This is a genomic window from Actinocrinis sp. (assembly GCF_035946395.1).
GTDB lineage: Bacteria > Actinomycetota > Actinomycetes > Streptomycetales > Catenulisporaceae > Actinocrinis.
The window spans coordinates 1-19,356 of sequence record NZ_DASYZI010000301.1 but is presented as its reverse complement, the minus strand read 5'-3'; the positions used below and the strand labels follow the sequence as shown (position 1 = coordinate 19,356).

The following is a 19,356-nucleotide window of genomic DNA, read 5'->3' as shown; positions in this document are numbered from 1 at the left end:
CCCTACGGCAGCGCGAGCATCCGTTCCAACGCCAGCCGCGAGTACCGCGCAGTCTGCGCGTCCACAGTGATCCGATTGACCACCTTGCCCGCCACCAGCGACTCAAGCGTCCAGACCAGGTGCGGCAGGTCGATCCGGTTCATCGTGGAGCAGTAGCAGACGGACTTGTCCAGGAAGACGATCTGCTTGTCGGGATGCGCGTTCGCCAGCCGCCGCACCAGATTCAGCTCGGTGCCGACCGCCCACGAACTGCCCGGCTCGGCCGCCTCCAGCGTCTTGATGATGTACTCCGTCGAGCCGACGTAGTCGGCCTTCTGCACCACGTCGAACCGGCACTCCGGGTGGACGAGCACGTTGACGCCCGGGATCCGCTCGCGGACCTCGTCGACGCACTCGACGGTGAAGCGGCCGTGCACCGAGCAGTGCCCGCGCCAGAGGATCATCTTCGCCTCGCGCAGCTGACGCTCGGTCAGCCCGCCGTCCGGCTTGTACGGGTCGTACAGCACGCAGTCATCCGCCGAAAGCCCGAGCGAGCGCACCGCCGTGTTGCGACCGAGGTGCTGGTCGGGCAGGAACAGCACCTGCTCGCCCTGCTCGAAGGCCCAGCGCAGCGCGCGCTCGGCGTTGGAGGAGGTGCAGATCGTGCCGCCGTGCCGCCCGGTGAACGCCTTGATGTCGGCCGAGGAGTTCATGTACGAGACGGGTACCACCTGCTGCGCGATACCAAGCCCGACGAACGCGTCCCAGGCCTGTTCGACCTGCTCCGCCGTCGCCATGTCCGCCATCGAGCAGCCCGCCGCCAGGTCCGGCAGCACGACCTGCTGGTTCGGCGACGTCAGGATGTCCGCGGACTCGGCCATGAAGTGCACGCCGCAGAAGACGATGAACTCGGCCTGCGGCCGGGCGGCGGCGTCGCGGGCCAGCTTGAACGAGTCGCCGGTCACGTCGGCGAACTGCACGACCTCGTCGCGCTGGTAGTGGTGGCCGAGCACGAACACCCGGTCGCCGAGCGCGGCCTTGGCCTTCGCCGCGCGTTCCACCAGGCCTGGGTCGCTCGGCGCGGGCAGGTCGCCCGGACACTCGACGCCGCGCTCGCTGCGCGGGTCGGCGGCCCGCCCGAGCAACAGCAGCGCGAGCGGCGTCGCCGCCGGCTCGGCGAAGACCCCTTCGGTCGTGACGGCCCCGGTCGTGACGGTCGTGACGGTCACTTCGCCTCCCACAGCCTTTATCGTCTAACTGACGTAAACTATCCTACCGCAGGCGGGCTACCCGGGACGGCGCCGGACTGTGCGACCATGGGAGTGGTCAACCGGCTCGCGGGGCAGTGTGGAATATGCGGCCCCCCGGTCGTGTTGATCGGTCGAGCCGATGGACGCGGACTTCTCGAAGGCAGGCAGAGAGCATGACGGTTGAGGTTGACATCACCACCAAGCAGGACGGCATCCTCCTGACGCAGGCCGCCGCCGGCAAGGTCAAGAACCTGCTCGACCAGGAGGGCCGCGACGACCTGTCGCTGCGGGTCCAGGTCCAGCCGGGCGGCTGTTCCGGCCTGCGCTACCAGCTTTACTTCGACGACCGCGCGCTCGACGGCGACGTCGTCTCGGACTTCGGCGGCGTCAAGGTGGTCACCGACCGGATGAGCGCCCCGTACCTGGTCGGTGCCACCGTGGACTTCGTGGACACGATCGAGAAGCAGGGCTTCACGATCGACAACCCGAACGCCACCGGTTCCTGCGCCTGCGGCGAGAGCTTCCACTGAGTTCACTTGAACTTGCGCCGGGTGCCGGACGTCTGGCATCGCACGGCGGACGGACGGAGCATCCTCTCCGTCCGTCCGCCGTCGCATGTAGCCATTGCCTGTAGCTGCCGTCGCCACTTCTCGCAGCCACCCGCTCAGCCACATTGTGTTCATAATCACACTGACACTCCGTCAGGCACCGGCTCGCGTCGGCGTTCCTCCACGCGGCCGATGAAGCCGATGGATCTGCATCGCACGCACGACATTCGTGCTTGACGATCACTTCGGCCACGCGGGCCTTGTCGAACCTGCTCACGCGGCGTCAGCCCGCCGACATCAGACCCAAAACGCCGTCGGCGGTATCAACGGCTTCACCGGTATCAGTCACAGTGGCCAGCCGAAGCTTGATCACGTGCGTCTCGGCCGAGTTTATTGCGCCCGGCCACCCAGCGACAGCACCCAAAACCACACCCCCGCGTCCGCCTTGGCCGAGTTCTCCACCGCCACCTGAAGAAGCTCCAGGCACGTACTTCCTGGCCGACTCAAGCCATGCCCGGTCGATCTCCGATCGCAACGACGCGAGCAAGATGGCGAGCTCGATCGCCATGAGATCCCATCAGACCAAGAAAACGGCCAAAACGAATCCGACGCAGAACTATGAGTGCCGCGGAGCCTGACGCGTTCGTGCAGGACGAGACTCATCGCAATACACCTGACGGCACGGCAAGGTAGCTAACTCATCCATATTAACTGGCTGTTATTAACCTCTGCTGTGTAGCGCGCAGAAAGAGCAGTGGGCGAACCGCTCTGGGAGGTGACCGCCGCCGTGACAATGCCCGTAGCCAACACTATGCCTGCGATGAGCGTGCGTATGCGAGCCCGACGCTGACTGGTACCAGTGGACTTGTCCGAGGACGTGATCACAGGTCGCTCTCTATCTAGGAATTGAGCTACGACCCTACTACGTCCGGACGACGCCGGAACGGCGCTTGTGCTCAAGCGGTCTTGGGTGACATCCGCGCCGTTTCGGTGCGAGTGTAGCTGTTCAGAGGTGAGGTACGACGAAAAAAATGGGCGCGGCATCCGCCTGCGCCCATCCATAAAACTGCATCTTCCGGAGACGCAGCAGGACCCCCGACCATCGCTACCCACAAACGATGGCGGGGGTCCTGCCTTTGTGCGCCGGATCCCGCACCCGTGCGCCGACGGGTGGCTGCCCGGGATCCGCTACAGCGTCCGCAGGGCCGGGGGGAGAGCCCTGCGGGCGCGAGTCTTCACACTGGTCCCCTGTGTTTCGTACCCCTCTTTGCCTTGATACCCCTTCAGCAAGTCCGCATCACGCAGTGTAATGCTTCTTCTCGCCTTCTGTAGAGTTAAACGGCTGCATCGCCAGGGTGGTTCCCTTCGATGCCAAGATTTTCCTGAGCGTTTGTGTACGAAGAGTCACTAGCGATCTTGGACGGCTCGGCGCCGGCGCTGTCATGATCAGATCTTCTTGCCGGTGGCCAGATCGATCACGGTGCGGGTGCCTACCGGATTGGGCAGTTTGAGCGTGAATGTGCGCGGGCCGATGTAGTTCGGGCACATCACGCCGACCCTGGGTTCGAGCTGGGCCAAGCCGACGCGTACCTCGGTGCTCGACTGCTGGAGGACCTCGACGTATTGGCCGCAGGCGCCGCCGCGCGCCTCGATCTCAAGGTAGAGCGTGCTGCCGTCGGCGGACTGCGATTCCTGGTCGATCGGGGCGTACCTCGACTTGGCTGGCGGCGCTGTGAGTAGCGCGCCGGGTGACGGCGAAGCTGAGGGTACGGGGCTCATCGGGCCGCCCGGATTGACTGTCGAGGGCGGGCTCGGCGTGGCGGTGCCGGAGGGGGTGGGTGAGCCGGGGACGGTCGTGATCCCGCTGGCACCGCCCGCGGCGCCGACGGGGCTGCCGTTCACCGAATTGGTGCCGCTCGCGCATGCGGCGAGCGTCGACGCGAGCCCCATGGTCACGACGGCCAGCGCCGCGCCAGCTGCGCCACGTCGAAGTCGAAGTAGGCCGATCATCGGGTCACCGTCCTCTTCTGCTTGTACTACTCATGTTCTCGTTCTCGTCGTACGCGTGCTCTTTCGCGGTCGAGCTGTGCCTGGCCTGTTCTGTTCGGTGTTCGTCTGTGCTTGGACGACGGCGGGAGCCTTCGGGTTCCGCGGTTCTGGGAACTATTTCGGGGTCTCGGTCCTTGGTCCTCGCGCCTCAGTGTTGTTAGTGCGTTGTTAGTGCTCACGGCGCACTAGGTACGCGACGGCCGACTCGCCGCGTTCGGGCACCGGCTCCTCGCCGACGTAGCTGTGCTCCCGCATCTCGCTCCAGGCGCGGATGTCGAGGCGAGCGGCCGGGTCGTCCGCCAGCACTCTGATAGTGGCACCGATCGGCACTTGGTCGATCTGCTTCGCCAGTCTGATCACCGGAATGGGGCATCGGAGGCCGAGCGCGTCAATGGTGGTGCTGTCGGTCGCTGAGGTGGTCGGGACGGGGTCGGCGGTGGAGGGGAAGTTCATGCTTTTGGCGGAAGCGGAGGGGGTTGAAACAAGAGGGGGTGAAGCAGAGGAGTTCGAAGCAGAGGGGGCTTCGGCACGCACTGCGGCGACGATCGCGGGCAGGTCGGCGAGGAAGCGGTCCACGTCGTCCGACGTGATGCGCCAGGGCAGTGAGATCCGGACGTTCCCGTGGCTGAGTACGCCCATCGCCTCTAGTACGTGACTCGGCGTCAGGGTCGAGGCCGTGCACGAGGAGCCGGACGAGACCGAGTAGCCGGCGCGGTCCAGCGCCGTCAGCAGCGCCTCGCCTGACGCGTACAGACAGGAGAAGGTCACGATGTGCGGCAATCGGCGGTCCGGATGGCCGACGATCTCGACGTCCGGGACGGTTCGTGCGACTTCGGCACGGATGCGCGCGACCAGGTCGCGGTGGTGCGCGGCGACGGTCTCGCGCTCGGCTTCGCGTGCCCGCAGCGCCGCTGCGGCGGCGAGTACGGCCGGGACGTTCACCGGGCCGGGCGCACGTCCGCGCTCACGTTCGTCCTCAGGCCACGCGGCGGCGAAACGGGTTCCCTTCCGCACCGCTAGAACGCCGACGCCGGCCGGGCCACCCCATTTCCGCGCCGATCCGATCAGGGCGGACCAGCGCTGTGGCGGGGCGATGCGGCCGAGTGCGGCGGAAGCGTCGACTAGGAGGGGGATGGGAGAGATGGGGCGGATGGGAGATTCGGGGGATTGCAGTGATGCGGGAGATGATGTGAGGGATGGTGTGGGGGACTCGGCGGATTTTGTGCAGAGTTCCCAGGCCTGCTCGATTGGCTGGAGTGTTCCGACTTCGTGATTTGCGTACTGCACGCATGCCAGCGCGGTGTCTCCGGTGGCCAACGCCTCGGCGAAGGCGTCCATCCGCAGTTCGCCGGATCTGGTCACCGGGACCGTTGTGTGTCCACCGCCGAGTTGCGCTGCGGTGAATGCCGCCGCGTGGAGCACTGCCGAGTGCTCGACGGCGCTGGTCACGATCCGTCTGCCGGTCCGTGACCGGCCCTTGGTCATGGCCGCGACGGCGAGGTGGATGGCCGCTGTGCCCGACGTCGTGAACACCGTCTCGTCCGGACGCGCGCCCAGCACCTCGGCGACTGCCTCGCGCGCGGCGTCGAGCAGCATTCGCGCACGCCGCCCCTCGCGGTACAGGCGGTCGGCGTCTGCCCAGCCGTCATCGAGCGCGGCCAGGTACGCCTCGCGCGCCACGGGATCCATCGGCTCGCCTGACGCGGCGTCGAGAAAGACTGCGTGCGTGTCGTGTATGTCGTCCCTGTCGTTCAAGTTCAACAACGCTCAACGCTCCCACGTATAGGACAACGTCCTGCGTACGACCCTACGTCCTTGCCCGCGTTGCCTAGGCCGGTGCCGGTGAGATGACCCGATCTGACCAGCGATTAGTCCGTATGCGTGAGGCCGCGATCGGCCCTGCGAAGCTGAGGGGTACCTGCCCGCTCGACGCGGAAACCGCTGGAGTAGGGTTTGGCCGCAGAACTGATCCCCCTGCCCGCACTCCGGGCGCCGCGGTCGCGCAGACACCGGTCGGCCGCGCCGGTGAGCAGGGCGAGACTCCGGGAAGGGTACGTTGAGTCAGTACGGCTCCGAACGCAGGCCGCGCGCGCTGAGCGATCCCGCTCGCGGGCGCCGGGGCGCTGCGTCAATACAGCGTCAAAGTGGCGGCGCTTCGGCCGCGAAGAGGCGACTGATCGCCCGCGTGGCGCTGGCCGGCGCCGTCCTGGTCACGGCCACCGGTTGCAGCAACGCCTTCACCCGGCTCGGCTTCCCCGACCCGGCGAGCGCCGAGGCGCCGACCATCCTGCACCTGTGGCAGGGCTCGTGGATCGCCGCGTTCGCCGTGGGCGCCGTGGTATGGGGGCTGATCCTGTGGTCCAGCTTCTTCCACCGCCGCTCCAGGCACGGCATCGAGGTGCCGCCGCAGACGAAGTACAACATCCCGATCGAGGTGCTCTACACGATCGTGCCGACGATCATGGTCGGGGTGCTGTTCTACTTCACGGCGAAGGACGAGTCCTCGCTGCTGAAGATCACCTCGGACCAGTCGACCAGCATCAACGTGGTCGGACGCCAGTGGAGCTGGTCGTTCAACTACAACTATGACGCTGCCACCGGCCAGGTCTTCAGCTCCGGCGGCCCGGCGGTCTACGACGCGGGCACCCCGGGGCAGCCGCCGCACCTGTACCTGCCGCTCGGCGAGAAGGTGAAGTTCACCCTGACCTCGCCGGACGTCATCCACTCGTTCTGGGTGCCGGCCTTCCTGTTCAAGCTGGACGTGGTCCCCGGCCGGGTCAACCAGTTCGAGCTGACGCCGACCAAGCAGGGCGAGTTCATCGGCGAGTGCGCCGAGCTGTGCGGCATCGACCACTCCCGGATGCTCTTCTGGGTCGACGTCGTCCCGCCGGACCAGTACAAGGCCCACCTCGCGCAGCTCCAGCAGGACGGCAAGACCGGCCAGCTGCCGATCGGCTGCGGCACCAACGCCGGAGCCGGCGAGCAGGGCATCCCCTGCCGCGTCGGCCCGATGACCGGTGTCAAGGGACAGAACGCGAATGGAGGTGTGGGCTGGTGACCACCATCGACCAACCGGCGGTGGGGCACGCCGCCCCCTCGGTGACCGGCTACCGGACCCGGCAGCCCGGTTCCGTCGTGGTCAAGTGGATAAGCTCCACCGACCACAAGGTCATCGGGTACCTCTACCTGATCACCTCGTGCATCTTCTTCGGCTTCGGCGGCCTGCTCGCGCTGCTCATCCGCAGCGAGCTGGCCAGGCCCGGCCTCCAGTTCGTGACGCCGGAGCAGTTCAACCAGCTGTTCACCATGCACGGCACGATCATGCTGCTGATGTTCGCGACCCCGCTGTTCGCCGGCTTCGCCAACGCGATCATGCCGTTGCAGATTGGCGCCCCCGACGTCGCTTTCCCGCGGCTCAACGCGCTGGCGTACTGGCTGTTCCTGTTCGGCTCGCTCCTCGCGGTCAGCGGCTTCCTGACCCCGCAGGGCGCGGCCGACTTCGGCTGGTTCGCCTACTCGCCGCTGTCCAGCGCGATCCACTCGCCGGGCATCGGCGCCGACCTGTGGATCATGGGCCTGGCGATGTCCGGCTTCGGCACCATCCTCGGCTCGGTGAACTTCATCACCACCATCATCACCATGCGCATGCCCGGCATGACGATGTTCCGGATGCCGATCTTCGTCTGGAACACGCTGCTGACCTCGGTGCTGGTGCTGCTCGCCTTCCCGGTGCTGGCCGCGGCGCTGTTCGCGCTCGAAGTGGACCGGCGGCTCGGCGCGCACATCTTCGACGCGGCCAACGGCGGCGCGATCCTGTGGCAGCACCTGTTCTGGTTCTTCGGGCACCCCGAGGTGTACATCGTGGCGCTGCCGTTCTTCGGCATCGTCTCCGAGGTGCTGCCGGTCTTCAGCCGAAAGCCCATCTTCGGCTACAGCGGCCTGGTGTTCGCGACGCTGTCCATCGCGGGCCTGTCGGTGACCGTGTGGGCGCACCACATGTTCACCACCGGCGCGGTCATGCTGCCGTTCTTCGCGTTCATGACCTATCTGATCGCGGTGCCCACCGGGGTGAAGTTCTTCAACTGGATCGGCACGATGTGGCGGGGGTCGCTCTCGTTCGACACCCCGCTGCTGTGGTCGGTCGGCTTCCTGGTGACCTTCCTGTTCGGCGGTCTGACCGGCATCCTGCTGGCCTCCCCGCCGATCGACTTCGCGGTGCAGGACTCGTACTTCGTCGTCGCGCACTTCCACTACGTGCTGTTCGGCACCGTGGTGTTCGCGATGTTCGCCGGGTTCTACTTCTGGTGGCCCAAGTGGACCGGCAAGATGCTCGACGAACGGCTCGGGAAGATCCACTTCTGGACGCTGTTCATCGGCTTCCACACCACGTTCCTGGTGCAGCACTGGCTCGGCGCCGAGGGCATGCCCCGCCGCTACGCCGACTACCTGGCGTCCAACGGCTGGACCACGCTGAACACGATCTCGACGATCGGCTCGTACCTGCTCGGCATGTCGACGATCCCGTTCCTGTACAACGTGTACAAGACCGCGAAGTCCGGCCGGCGGGTCACCGTGGACGACCCGTGGGGCTGGGGCCGGTCGCTGGAGTGGGCGACGAGCTGCCCGCCGCCGCGGCACAACTTCAACTCGCTGCCGCGGGTGCGTTCCGAGTCGCCGGCCTTCGACTTGCACCACCCCGAGGTCGCGCTGCGCGAGATCGAGCTCGGCGAACGCGGGCACGCCGCGAAGAAGGCGCTGGCGCGCGAGCGCGCCATGGGGCTGACCACTGGGCAGAGCACCGGGCAGAAGGGCGAGTGACGGCATGAAGCTCACGGCGCGGATGTTCCTGATCGTCGCGGTCTTCCTGTTCCTCGACGTGCCGACCTACTGGTGGCTCTCCCACGACCCGACCGGTACCGCGGCGCTGACCATGGCCTTCGGCCTGTGCGGGATGATCTACTTCTACCTGGCCTTCACGGTGCGGCGGATCGGCCCGGGGCCCGAGGACCGGGACGACGCCGAGCCGCACGAGGGCTCGGGTGAGCAGGGCTTCTTCGCCCCGTACAGCTGGTGGCCGATCATCCTCGGTGCCGGCGGCGCGGTGATGTTCACCGGGATCGCGGTGGGTTTCTGGCTCTGCTACTTCGCGGCGCCGTTCTTCGCGTACGGCGTGTACGGGCTCGTGTTCGAGTACTACCGCGGCGAGAACAAGCACTACTGACGTACGCACCCGACCGGTACGTACCTGAGTCCTGGCTTAAGGCCAGATCAGAGTGGGGTACCGGCGACGTACCTGGTCTGTAACAACTCTGCCCGACGGCCGTCGCGGATCTTCCGCGTCGGCCGTCGCTCATTATGCTGACACCGGATGGGTTGCCGCACCGGCTCGGTGCGCAGCATGCGGCGTCAGGGCAGGGGAGTAGCAGCACGATGTCGGATGGGGTCGGCTCTGGCATACCCGAGAGCGAGCCGAACGGGGACGTACTACAGCCTCAGCCGCCGGGCCAGGGCCCGGCGGGTGGGCGGGTTCCGAGGCGCGGTCTCATCATCGCGGGCGGGCTTTTCGCCGTCGCCGCAGCAGGCGGGATCGCCGTAGCCGTTGCCGGATCAGCCAAAGGCACCAAGAACAACGCCTCGGGCCACGGCACGGGTACGGGCGGCCCGCAGGGCGCCTCCGCCTCGCCCAGCGCTTCGCCTTCGCCGACCTACCCGGCGGCGACGCTCACCACCGTGCCCGGGAACGGTGCCTCGGACGTCGACCCGTCGAAGCCGGTGACCGTCACCGTGACCAACGGGACGATCACCTCCGTGCAGTTCTCCGGCGGTCAGGAGAGCAGCGGCACGCTGTCCGGCGACAAGTCCACCTGGACCTCCAACGGCTCGCTCAACGTCGACTCCTCCTACCAGCTCCAGATCCAGGCAGCCGGTCTGGACGGCAAGAACGTCACCAAGAGCGTCTCGTTCTCCACTCTCAAGCCCACGGCCACTCTCGGAGTGCTGGAGATGTGGCCTGGCGACGGGGTGAGCGTCGGGGTCGGCCAGCCGATCCGCGTCCAGTTCACCAACTATGTTCCGCAGTCCTACCGGGCCGCCGTGGAGAAGGCCTGCGTGGTCACCGCGACTCCCGCGGTCGCGGGCGCCTGGCACTGGGTCTCCACGGACACCATGGACTGGCGGCCGCAGGACTTCTGGAAGACCGGCACGCAGGTCGGTGTGGCGTTCGATCTGGCCGGAGTCAGGGCCGGGGAGCACCAGTACTTCGTGCGGAACCACTCGCTGAACTTCAACGTCCGCGACACCGACCTGCGCCTGGTCGTCGACACCAAGGCGTTCAAGGCCACCGCGTACGAGAACGGCAGCGTCGTGCGCACGTTCCCGATCGACACCGGAATGGACGACCCGCGGTTCGTCACCTGGAGCGGCGTCTTCGCCGTGCTCGGCAAGGGCAACCCGGTGGAGATGAAGGCCGACTACGGCAACGGGGATAAGTACGACGAGTTCGTGAACTACGCCACCCAGATCACCTATTCGGGCACGTACGTCCACTCGGCGCCCTGGGACGGTGAGATCGGCCACGTGAACTCGTCGCACGGCTGCATCCACTGCAACCCGGTCGACGCGACCTGGTTCTACAACCAGGCGCAGGTCGGTGATGTCGTCCAAGTCACCGGTACAGGCAAGACGGTCGACGTCACCAACGGTTTCGGTGACTTCACCGGCAGCTGGTCCTCGTGGCTGTCCGGCTCCGCGTACGGCGCGACGCTCGGCGGCGCGCCCGTCTCCGGGTGAGTAGTGAGCTTCAGCCATGTAGCTATGTGCGGTGACCACAGGACGCAGGTCACATAGGTCCGGCCTGTGTCCTGTAGCGCCGCGGCTCGTTCCTGATTACCGTTCGGTAGAGGAGGCAACGGCGCCTACCGGATCAAGCAGGAGCGTCAGCAATGGGTACGTGGCACGTCGGACCGTTCGACAACGACGATGCGATGGACTTCTTCGACGAGGTCGAGGAGACCCCCGATCCCCAGGTCCCGCCCAAGCTGCGCGAGGCGCTCGTGGCGATCGTCGAGCGCCCCGGCCAGGTCGAACTCGCCGAGGGCCATGTCGCGGTCGCCGCGGCCTGCCTCGTCGCCGCCGGTCGCTCCCGCGCCGCCGCGACCGGCAACGCCTCGGTGGACGCCTGGCTCACCTCCCACCGCCCCGCCGTCACCGCCGAAGACCAGCGCGTCGCCCTCGCGGCCCTCGACCGCGTGACCGGACCCGACAGCGAGTGGATGACCCTCTGGGCCAAATCCCCGGCGGGCGCGGCCCTCGAAGAGCGCATCGCCACCCTCCGCCAGATCCTCGACGCGTAGGGCGGGCACGCGGGGAGTGACCCGCGTGCACTTAGCTCCTGCTGGTGATCTCGATCCAGCGGTCGAGGGTGGCCTGGGCCGAGCCGGAGTCGAGCGACTCGGCTGCGCGGGTGACCCCTGCGGCTAGGCGGTCGGCCAGGCTCGGCAGCTTCTCTCCGGGGACGTCAAGGGCGTCGAGTGCGGCTAGGGTCGCCCCCGCGGTGAGGAGCACGGCGTCACGGACGGGGCCGCCCTCACCTGCCAGGAGCTTGCGCGCTATGCCCGCGTTGTAGGTTGCGTCCGCGCCGCGGAGGGCTTCGATGGGCGCGTATTCGATGCCTACGTCGCGTGGATCGAAGGTCGCCTCGGTGACGGTGCCTTGGTGCGCGGTCCAGATCGTGGAGGTCGTCGTCACCGTGAGCTCGTCTAGGCCGTCATCGCCGCAGAAGACGAGCGCCGAGTTGCCGCGCTTGGCCAACACGCCTGCGATCGTCGGCGCCATCCGGCGGTCGGCGACACCGACCGCCTGGGCTTTGGGCTTGGCCGGGTTGGTGAGCGGGCCGAGGATGTTGAACGTCGTCGGCACGCCCAACTCGCGCCTTACTGCGGCATGGCGGAACGCGGGGTGGAAGACCGGCGCGAAGCAGAAGGTGATGCCGGCTTCCTCGGCCACCTCGGCCACGCGGGAGACCGGCAGGTCGAGCCGGACGCCCAATGCTTCGAGGACGTCCGCCGCGCCGGAGGACGACGAGGCCGCGCGGTTGCCGTGCTTGACGACGCGCGCGCCCGCGCCCGCCGCGACGATCGCGGACATCGTGGAGATGTTGACCGTGTGTGCGCCGTCGCCGCCGGTGCCGACCACGTCGACGATCGCGCCGGGTACGGTGAGCGGCTCGGCGTGGCGGTACATCGTCTCGACGAGGCCTTCGACCTCGTCGACGGTCTCGCCCTTCGCGCGTAATGCGATGGCGAATCCGGCGATCTGCGCAGGTGTCGCGTCGCCGCGCATGATCTGGTCCATCGCCCACGCGGTCGCTTCGGCCTCAAGCGTCTCCCGGCGTATCAGCGCGCCCAGAACGCGGGACCAGGTGTACGCGCCCTCCGCAGTGCTGCTCGTCGTTGGCGATGCCTGTGCTGGTGACGTCACGATTCCTGGCCCTCCTTCCGCGTACGGCGCGGCCAGTCCCTGACCGTCGCGCTCAGGCTACTCGCGCGCGCAACAGCGCAGCTGCCACGTCCGCGAGCCGGACCGGGTCGATCGGGTGCGGTACGACGGCGTCCGCGCGCGCCCAGGTGGCGAGCCACCCGTCCTGCGCGCGGCCGGTGAGCACGAGCAGCGGCGGGCACTCGTAGATCTCGTCCTTGAGTTGCCGGGCGATGCCGATGCCGCCGGCCGGGACCGCCTCGCCGTCCAGGATGGCCAGGTCGATCTTCACGCCCTTCGCGATGTTGTCCATCGCCTCGATCACCGCGGGCTCGGTGGCCGCCTCGCGGATACGCACCTCGGGCAGGTCGGGCGCGGGCGTCTTGCCCAGGGCCGCGCGTACCGCGACGCGTACGTTCACGTCGTCGCTGTAGACGAGCACGCTCAGGGTGCTGAGGGGCGCCGGTGCGGCGACCGTGTGGTCGACGGTCGACGAGCTGGACATGGGCCACTCCCTGGCTTAAGCGCTAAATGCCGTAACCGATGTGCTGATGCCGATCGTAGTGGTCGGGTCTGACGGCGTGAACGAGTGGTGGGGCGGGGCGGAAGCGCTGGATGAGTCACAACGATTCGATTACGGGGTGAGCATACGGACTGAGATTCCGTCACTGGACGTCGTGCCGACATCCAGCGGGCGCCCGGTGCGCACACCGGCCTTCCCGCCTCGGCGGATCGGGGCCAATGTCCGTTTCAACCGGTGGCGGTTACTCCGTTCTGACGTAAGATCAACCCGCCGAACTGGTAACCCGGACCCCCTGCGTCAGGCCGGTCGGGGCAGGGACCATAATGGCGGCCGTGGCGACAGCAACAGCAACCCAGGCCGCACCCCTACGGGTGCCCAACCGGCCGAACCTGGTCAGCGTCGGGACGATCGTCTGGCTGGCCTCCGAGCTGATGTTCTTCGCGGCGCTGTTCGCGATCTACTTCACGCTGCGGTCGGTGAACGGCGACGAGGTCTTCAGGGCGAACGCGGCGCACCTCAACGTGCCGCTGTCCCTTGTGAACACGATCATCCTGGTGTCCTCCTCGTTCCCGTGCCAGTTCGGCGTGTTCGCGGCAGAGCGCCACCAGGTCTCGCGGACCGGCTCGCTGCTCAACTTCATGAAGTGGGGCATGCGCGAGTGGTACGCGCTGGCGTTCCTGCTCGGCGCGGTCTTCGTCTCGTTGCAGGTGTTCGAGTACTCGTCGCTGGTCAAGGACGGGCACCCGATCTCCGAGAATGCGTGGACCAGCGCCTTCTACCTGGCCACCGGTTTCCACGGGCTGCACGTGACCGGCGGTCTGTTCGCGTTCCTGATGGTCATGGGGCGGACCTACAAGGCCCGCAGATTCAGCCACGACCAGGAGGTCGCGGCGGTCGTCGTCTCCTACTACTGGCACTTCGTCGACGTCGTCTGGATCGGCTTGTTCAGCGTCATCTACCTGATCAAGTAAGCAACGGACGCAAGCCTCATAAGGGAACCCAGTCGTGAAATCCCTCTCCACGCGGCGGCGCCACCCGCTGGCGGCGTTCGCCGTCCTGGCGCTCGGGCTGGCCTTCGCCGGCGCGCTGTTCGCCGCCTTCGTCTCCCCGGCTGCCAGCGCCGACACCGGGGAGAGCGCGGCGCAGCAGCTGGCGAACGGCAAGGCGCTGTACATCTCGTCCTGTTCGAGCTGCCACGGCCCCAACGCCGAGGGCACCAGCCTCGGCCCGTCGCTGGTCGGCGTCGGCTCGGCCGCGGTCGACTTCCAGGTCTCCACCGGACGGATGCCGGCCAAGCAGCTCGGCCCGCAGGTGCAGGCGCACCCGGACGTCTTCAGCGCCGAGCAGGTCAACGACATGGCCGCGTTCGTCCAGTCGCTCGGCGGCGGCCCGCAGATCCCGGACGCCTCGCAGTACTCGACGGACGCGAACTCGGTGTCGCTCGGCGGCGTGCTGTTCCGGGAGAACTGCACGTACTGCCACAACTTCGCGGGTGAGGGCGGCGCGCTGACCGACGGCAAGTTCGCGCCGGCGCTGACTGGGACCGACCCGAAGGCGATCTACGAGGCGATGCTCACCGGCCCGCAGAACATGCCGGTGTTCAACGACCAGGTCATGCCGCCGGCCGAGAAGCAGGCGATCATCTCCTACATCGTGACCAGCCGCACCCAGCCGAACTACGGCGGCGCGGGCCTCGGGCGGCTCGGGCCGGTGTCCGAGGGCCTGTTCATCTGGACGGTCGGGCTGATCGCGCTGCTGCTGTGCGCCGTGTGGATCGCCGCGCACACCACGAAGGCCTCGGCGGAGAAGGTCGCGAAGGCGACCGCGGCGAAGGCGGGGAAGTGAAGCGATGAGCAATCCTGAAGCAAGCAACCACCCGGACGCCGGCTCGGTCGCCGTCCAGGAGCACGGTGACCACGGCCACGGGCACGGCGAGGTCGAACTGCCGGAGCACCCGTTCGCGGACCCCGGTCTTGAGCCGCACAAGCCGCGCGCCTCCGACATCGACGAGAAGGTCGCCCGGCGGATAGAGCGTCAGGTCGCCGCGCTGTTCACGCTCTCGGCGCTGGCCACCATCGGCTTCATGGTGGCCTACACCGTGGTGCCGCGTGACGCGGTGGTCAACTTCTTCCCGATCGGCGCGGTCTCGGCCTCGAACTTCGCCCTCGGCATGCTGCTGGGCGTCGCGCTGTTCTCGCTCGGCGCGGGGGCGATCTACTGGGCCCGCAACCTGATGACCGACGTGGAGTTCCCGCAGGAGCGCCACCCGCTGGAGTCCGACCCGCAGACGAAGGCCGACGCCACCGCGGAGTTCCGCAAGGGCGTGGAGGACTCGGGCATCAAGCGCCGTCCGCTGATCCGCCGCAGCCTGCTCGGCGCACTGGCCATCCTGCCGCTGCCCGCGGTCTGGATCCTGCGCGACCTCGGCCCGCTGCCCGGGGACACGCTGCGGCACACGGCGTGGAAAGCCGGCGAGCGGATCATCGACGACAACACGGTGTCGCTCGACGGCACGACCGGCAAGGGCATCAGGCCGGAGGACGTGACCATCGGGTCGATCGTCAACGCCCGCCCCGAGACCGCGCTCTCCTCGGGCGACGACTTCAATAACATGATCGCGAAGTCGGCCATCCTGCTGGTCCGGATGGACCCGGCGGACATCAAGTCGCAGAAGGAGCGGGACTGGGGCTACCAGGGCATCGTGGCGTACTCCAAGATCTGCACGCACGTCGGCTGCCCGGTGGCGCTGTACGAGCAGCAGACGCACCACATGCTGTGCCCCTGCCACCAGTCCACCTTCGACCTGTCCGACGACGCCAAGGTGATCTTCGGCCCGGCGGCCCGCTCGCTGCCGCAGCTGCCGATCACCGTGGACGCCGAGGGCTACCTGGTCGCCCGCAGCGACTTCGACCAGCCCGTCGGCCCGAGCTTCTGGGAGCGCGGATGACCGCCACGACCTCGCACGCCCCGAAGGCGCAGTACGCGCCGCCGGCCACGGCCGGTGGCAAGGCGGCGGAGTACCTGGACCAGCGGCTCGGCATCGCCAACGCGGCGAAGGCGCAGCTGCGCAAGATCTTCCCGGACCACTGGTCGTTCATGCTGGGCGAGATCGCGCTCTACAGCTTCATCGTGCTGCTGCTGTCCGGGACCTTCCTGACCCTGTTCTTCACCCCGTCGATGAACGAGGTGACCTACAACGGGTCGTACACCCCGCTCGACGGCATCAAGATGTCCGAGGCGTACGCCTCGACCGTGAACATCTCGTTCGACGTGCGCGGCGGCCTGCTCATGCGGCAGATCCACCACTGGGCCGCGCTGATCTTCGTGATGGCGATCATGGTCCACATGCTGCGGATCTTCTTCACCGGGGCGTTCCGCAAGCCGCGCGAGCTGAACTGGCTGATCGGCTTCACGCTGCTGGTGATGGCGCTGCTTGAGGGCTTCGCCGGCTACTCGCTGCCGGACGACCTGCTCTCCGGCACGGGTCTGCGGATCGCCGAGGGCGTCATCCTGTCCATCCCGATCGTCGGGACGTACATCTCGTTCTTCCTGTTCGGCGGGGAGTTCCCGGGGCATGATCTCGTGCCGCGGCTGTTCACGATCCACATCCTGCTGGTGCCGGGGCTGATCCTGGCGCTGATCACGGTGCACCTGATCCTGGTCTTCTACCAGAAGCACACCCAGTGGGCCGGTCCCGGGCGCACCAACGACAACGTGGTCGGCCTTCCGCTGCTGCCGGTGTACACCGCGAAGGCGGGCGGGTTCTTCTTCCTGGTCTTCGGCATCATCGCGCTGCTGTCCGCGCTGGTTTCGATCAACCCGATCTGGACGTACGGGCCGTACATCCCCAACCAGATCACCGCGGGCTCACAGCCGGACTGGTACATCGGCTTCCTTGAGGGCGCGCTGCGCATGATGCCCAACGTGGAGTTCAACTTCCTCGGGCACACGCTGTCGCTTAACGTGCTGATCCCATCGTTGGTCGTCCCGGGCATCCTGTTCACCGGGCTGGCGGTGTATCCGTTCATCGAGGCGTGGATCACCGGGGACAAGCGCGAGCATCACATCCTGGACCGACCGCGCAACATGCCGACGCGTACCGCGATCGGCGTAGCGGGCTGCACGTTCTACGCGGTGCTCTGGATCGTCGGCGGCAACGACCTGATCGCGACGCACTTCCACCTGTCGCTCGAAGCGATCACCTGGACCGGACGGGTGCTCATCTTCGTCGGGCCGGTCTTCGCCTTCTGGGCGACCCGGCGGATCTGCTTCGGCCTCCAGCGCGCGGACCGGGACAAGATCCTGCACGGCCGCGAGTCCGGCATCATCGTCCGGTCGCCGGAGGGTGAGTTCTCCGAGATCCACACGCCGCTCTCGGACGGCGACCGCTACAAGCTGGCCGTGCACGACGTGCACCGTCCGCTCAGCATCGCCCAGACGACGGACGCCAACGGCGTGCCCGCGCCCCGGCTGCGCGCGGCCAAGCTCCGGGCGAGGATCACCCACTGGTACTTCGGCACGCGAGTCGAGAAGCCGACCGTCGAGGAGTACCACGACGCGATCTCCAGCGGGCACCACTGAAAGCTCGCTGAATCGCGCAGTCGTCGCTGCCCCCGGCTTCGGTCGGGGGCAGCGCTGCTTCACGCCCGGCCGGCTACTCCTCGAAGCCCAGTGAGAACGCCGCCTCCAAGTCGTGGGAGGAGTAGGCGCGGAACGCGATGTGCGTTTCGGTGTCGACGATTCCCTGGATCTTGTTCAGCCGCCCGGGAATCACTTCGGCCAGTTCCTCGTGCGACCGGACGCGCACGATGGCGATCAGATTCCACTCGCCGGTTACTGAGTACGCCTCGCTGACTCCGTCGATGCCCGAGACCTCCTGCGCGACCTCGGGAATCCGGTCGATGTCCGTCTTGATCATGACAATCGCTGTGACCATGCCGCCACCCTAAGGCCGTCGCAGTGAACGCGTTACCAAACGAGGCATTACCGCGGCGGCGTGGGGTAACGCGGTGGGTACGGGTTATCGGTGCCGTAAGGATCGGGTGGTCCGGACGCTGGGGCCGAGGCGGCGCGCGAACGTCTGGTTGGCGGTGGCGGTCCTGCCCTCCCGCGGCCCGCGAAGACCATCACGTACAGGAATCCAGCGGTGAACCCGGCGATGTGCGCGATGTACGCCACGGTGCTGTCCGTCGGCACGCCGAGCAGGTGCTGGATCGCCGGCAGTTGCAGAACGAACCACGAGCCGAGTACTGCCCACGCCGGGAAACGCAGCGGCAAGAAGAACAGGAAGGGTACGAGGCTGGTGACTTTCGCCTTCGGGTACAGGTACAAATACCCGCCCAAGGCGGCCGCGATCGCTCCTGATGCGCCGACCAGGGGCGTTGTGGCGCTCGGATTGAGAAACGCGAACGCGTACGTCGCGATGTACCCGCCGCCGAGATAGAACAGCAGGAAGTGGAAGCGTCCGAGGCGATCTTCGACGTTGTTGCCGAAGACGTACAGGAACAGCATGTTTCCCAGCAGGTGCAGCCACCCCGCGTGGATGAACATCGCGGTGAGCACGGAGAGCGCCGGCACCTTGTGCGGAAGCTGGCCGAAAACGCACAGTGCTTGGCCGAGGCTCGTGTCGACCAGCATGCGTGGTTCCTGCGCCGTGGTCAGCTGGTGATTGTGGAGCAGTTCGAACGGGATCGCCCCGTGTTCCAGGAAATACCGCTGCTGAGCGCAGGCCTGCTGCGGCGTGCCGCCGCCGGTGAGGGACGCGGCCGGACCGATCAGGAACACCACGAAGTTCACGGCGATCAGTGCATAAGTGACATAAGCGGTACGCCGTACCGGGTTCTTGTCGTGAATCGGGATGACCACGGTCCGATCCTTCCCATTTCGCGCCACCGGTGCACGCGGCGCGCGCGGAGGCGCGTGATGGAGGCTGCGCTTGGGAATCCACCCTCTACCCTTGAAATGTGGGCACCGACGCTTCAGACCACGCGCGGTGCCTGAGAGACGGGCCGAGGGGCCCGTGGCGAGAGGAGCTGACGTGGACGGCGAGGAATGGGAGGTGCCGCTCCCCGACTCAGCCGAGCCGCCGTCCGCGACCTCTGCCGATGAGCCGGGCGACGAACCTGAAGGCGCCTCGGCGCTGGAGAGCGAGACCGTACGGCTGACCTCGCCTCTGCACGAGGCTGTGCGCCAACGCGTCATCGTGCTGGCGGCCGAGACAGCGGGGCAGTTGCCGCTGATACAGCTGCCCGCGACTTTGCGTCCGTTCGCCCGCTTCGCGCCGGCCAAGCGGGCAAGGCTGGCCGGCACGCCGCTCGCCGCCGCCGTGGAGACCGACACGGTGTTCCGGGAACGTATCGCCGACCGGGTCCGCGAGGCTTTCCCGGAGGTCGTCACGGCCTTCGACGCGGGCGTCTTCCCGGCCGCCGCCGACCCGCGGGACGTGGCGGCGCTCGCGTACCTCGTGCGCCCGGTCGGCTGGCCCGAACTCGTCGAAGAGGCCGAGTTGGCCGCACGCGCCGCCGAGCGCGCC

The 19,356-nt window shown here is 67.6% G+C and carries 18 protein-coding genes and 1 pseudogene; 11 read left to right on the top strand and 8 right to left on the bottom strand.

Features of this window, described 5'->3' with window-relative positions; all coding sequences use genetic code 11:
- Positions 1–2 precede the first annotated feature (2 nt).
- Positions 3–1,208, bottom strand: coding sequence for a quinolinate synthase NadA (gene nadA / locus VGS97_RS18355; protein ID WP_326854798.1), 1,206 nt, complete (start codon positions 1,206–1,208; stop codon positions 3–5).
- A 194-nt stretch (positions 1,209–1,402) separates the two neighbouring features.
- Here nadA and VGS97_RS18350 point away from each other — a divergent pair, with 194 nt between their 5' ends.
- Positions 1,403–1,759 carry an iron-sulfur cluster assembly accessory protein gene (locus tag VGS97_RS18350; RefSeq protein WP_326854797.1) on the top strand — a complete coding sequence of 119 codons (357 nt, stop codon included), beginning with the start codon at positions 1,403–1,405 and terminating at the stop codon, positions 1,757–1,759.
- 301 nt (positions 1,760–2,060) lie between these two features.
- On the opposite strand, the gene VGS97_RS18345 is transcribed toward VGS97_RS18350, so the two are convergent.
- The 3 genes from VGS97_RS18345 to VGS97_RS18335 all read right to left on the bottom strand — a co-directional run bounded on the left by VGS97_RS18345 (position 2,061) and on the right by VGS97_RS18335 (position 5,515).
- Positions 2,061–2,345, bottom strand: coding sequence for a hypothetical protein (locus VGS97_RS18345; protein ID WP_326854796.1), 285 nt, complete (start codon positions 2,343–2,345; stop codon positions 2,061–2,063).
- Positions 2,346–3,223: 878 nt separating this feature from the next.
- Positions 3,224–3,787: a hypothetical protein gene (locus VGS97_RS18340; protein WP_326854795.1), complete on the bottom strand. Its 564-nt coding sequence runs from the start codon at positions 3,785–3,787 to the stop codon at positions 3,224–3,226.
- Positions 3,788–3,994: 207 nt separating this feature from the next.
- Complete coding sequence (locus VGS97_RS18335; protein WP_349262180.1) at positions 3,995–5,515, bottom strand: cysteine desulfurase/sulfurtransferase TusA family protein; 1,521 nt, start codon at positions 5,513–5,515, stop codon at positions 3,995–3,997.
- 442 nt (positions 5,516–5,957) lie between these two features.
- Here VGS97_RS18335 and coxB point away from each other — a divergent pair, with 442 nt between their 5' ends.
- From coxB to VGS97_RS18310, 5 genes are all read left to right on the top strand, one after another.
- On the top strand, positions 5,958–6,884 hold the full coding sequence (gene coxB, locus VGS97_RS18330; RefSeq protein ID WP_414641752.1) for a cytochrome c oxidase subunit II: 927 nt from the start codon (positions 5,958–5,960) through the stop codon (positions 6,882–6,884).
- Positions 6,885–6,889: 5 nt separating this feature from the next.
- Entirely contained in the window at positions 6,890–8,644 is a 1,755-nt protein-coding gene (ctaD, locus tag VGS97_RS18325) for a cytochrome c oxidase subunit I (protein ID WP_414641751.1), read from the top strand.
- Positions 8,645–8,648: 4 nt separating this feature from the next.
- Positions 8,649–9,047 (top strand): cytochrome c oxidase subunit 4, encoded by a 399-nt coding sequence (locus tag VGS97_RS18320; RefSeq protein WP_326854791.1) that lies wholly within the window; start codon positions 8,649–8,651, stop codon positions 9,045–9,047.
- Positions 9,048–9,256: 209 nt separating this feature from the next.
- The gene (locus VGS97_RS18315) at positions 9,257–10,615 is read left to right on the top strand and encodes a L,D-transpeptidase (RefSeq protein WP_326854790.1); all 1,359 of its coding nucleotides are present in this window, start codon (positions 9,257–9,259) and stop codon (positions 10,613–10,615) included.
- Between the two features lie 152 nt (positions 10,616–10,767).
- Positions 10,768–11,178 (top strand): DUF4259 domain-containing protein, encoded by a 411-nt coding sequence (locus tag VGS97_RS18310; protein WP_326854789.1) that lies wholly within the window; start codon positions 10,768–10,770, stop codon positions 11,176–11,178.
- 31 nt (positions 11,179–11,209) lie between these two features.
- On the opposite strand, the gene trpD is transcribed toward VGS97_RS18310, so the two are convergent.
- Positions 11,210–12,304, bottom strand: a complete 1,095-nt coding sequence (gene trpD / locus VGS97_RS18305; protein ID WP_326854788.1) for an anthranilate phosphoribosyltransferase — start codon at positions 12,302–12,304, stop codon at positions 11,210–11,212.
- Between the two features lie 52 nt (positions 12,305–12,356).
- Complete coding sequence (locus VGS97_RS18300; RefSeq protein ID WP_326854787.1) at positions 12,357–12,806, bottom strand: hypothetical protein; 450 nt, start codon at positions 12,804–12,806, stop codon at positions 12,357–12,359.
- Between the two features lie 341 nt (positions 12,807–13,147).
- On the opposite strand from VGS97_RS18300, the gene VGS97_RS18295 reads away from it, so the two are divergent.
- Genes VGS97_RS18295 through VGS97_RS18280 form a run of 4 tightly spaced genes read left to right on the top strand, consistent with a single transcriptional unit; the run spans position 13,148 to position 17,405 of the window.
- Positions 13,148–13,795: a heme-copper oxidase subunit III gene (locus VGS97_RS18295; protein WP_326854786.1), complete on the top strand. Its 648-nt coding sequence runs from the start codon at positions 13,148–13,150 to the stop codon at positions 13,793–13,795.
- A gap of 34 nt (positions 13,796–13,829) precedes the next feature.
- Complete coding sequence (locus VGS97_RS18290; protein ID WP_326854785.1) at positions 13,830–14,669, top strand: c-type cytochrome; 840 nt, start codon at positions 13,830–13,832, stop codon at positions 14,667–14,669.
- Positions 14,670–14,673: 4 nt separating this feature from the next.
- Positions 14,674–15,771, top strand: coding sequence for a ubiquinol-cytochrome c reductase iron-sulfur subunit (locus tag VGS97_RS18285; RefSeq protein ID WP_326854784.1), 1,098 nt, complete (start codon positions 14,674–14,676; stop codon positions 15,769–15,771).
- A complete protein-coding gene (locus tag VGS97_RS18280; protein WP_326854783.1) occupies positions 15,768–17,405 on the top strand; it encodes a ubiquinol-cytochrome c reductase cytochrome b subunit in 1,638 nt (545 codons plus the stop codon). The genes VGS97_RS18285 and VGS97_RS18280 overlap by 4 nt, the downstream gene beginning before the upstream one ends.
- A gap of 73 nt (positions 17,406–17,478) precedes the next feature.
- On the opposite strand, the gene VGS97_RS18275 is transcribed toward VGS97_RS18280, so the two are convergent.
- Positions 17,479–17,760, bottom strand: a complete 282-nt coding sequence (locus VGS97_RS18275; RefSeq protein ID WP_326854782.1) for an Lrp/AsnC ligand binding domain-containing protein — start codon at positions 17,758–17,760, stop codon at positions 17,479–17,481.
- A 47-nt stretch (positions 17,761–17,807) separates the two neighbouring features.
- Positions 17,808–18,689 (bottom strand): rhomboid family intramembrane serine protease, encoded by an 882-nt coding sequence (locus tag VGS97_RS18270; protein ID WP_326854781.1) that lies wholly within the window; start codon positions 18,687–18,689, stop codon positions 17,808–17,810.
- A gap of 172 nt (positions 18,690–18,861) precedes the next feature.
- Here VGS97_RS18270 and VGS97_RS18265 point away from each other — a divergent pair.
- Positions 18,862–19,356 (top strand): annotated as a pseudogene (locus tag VGS97_RS18265) (RNA-binding protein); the annotation flags it as partial.

Excerpts from the sequence above, each read along its gene's own strand:
- VGS97_RS18350 (WP_326854797.1), top strand. The coding sequence starts at position 1,403 with ATGACGGTTGAGGTTGACATCACCACCAAGCAGGACGGCATCCTCCTG.
- VGS97_RS18345 (WP_326854796.1), bottom strand. The coding sequence starts at position 2,345 with ATGGCGATCGAGCTCGCCATCTTGCTCGCGTCGTTGCGATCGGAGATC.
- VGS97_RS18340 (WP_326854795.1), bottom strand. The coding sequence starts at position 3,787 with ATGATCGGCCTACTTCGACTTCGACGTGGCGCAGCTGGCGCGGCGCTG.
- VGS97_RS18335 (WP_349262180.1), bottom strand. The coding sequence starts at position 5,515 with ATGGATCCCGTGGCGCGCGAGGCGTACCTGGCCGCGCTCGATGACGGC.
- VGS97_RS18320 (WP_326854791.1), top strand. The coding sequence starts at position 8,649 with ATGAAGCTCACGGCGCGGATGTTCCTGATCGTCGCGGTCTTCCTGTTC.
- VGS97_RS18315 (WP_326854790.1), top strand. The coding sequence starts at position 9,257 with ATGTCGGATGGGGTCGGCTCTGGCATACCCGAGAGCGAGCCGAACGGG.
- VGS97_RS18310 (WP_326854789.1), top strand. The coding sequence starts at position 10,768 with ATGGGTACGTGGCACGTCGGACCGTTCGACAACGACGATGCGATGGAC.
- VGS97_RS18300 (WP_326854787.1), bottom strand. The coding sequence starts at position 12,806 with ATGTCCAGCTCGTCGACCGTCGACCACACGGTCGCCGCACCGGCGCCC.
- VGS97_RS18295 (WP_326854786.1), top strand. The coding sequence starts at position 13,148 with ATGGCGGCCGTGGCGACAGCAACAGCAACCCAGGCCGCACCCCTACGG.
- VGS97_RS18285 (WP_326854784.1), top strand. The coding sequence starts at position 14,674 with ATGAGCAATCCTGAAGCAAGCAACCACCCGGACGCCGGCTCGGTCGCC.
- VGS97_RS18280 (WP_326854783.1), top strand. The coding sequence starts at position 15,768 with ATGACCGCCACGACCTCGCACGCCCCGAAGGCGCAGTACGCGCCGCCG.
- VGS97_RS18275 (WP_326854782.1), bottom strand. The coding sequence starts at position 17,760 with ATGGTCACAGCGATTGTCATGATCAAGACGGACATCGACCGGATTCCC.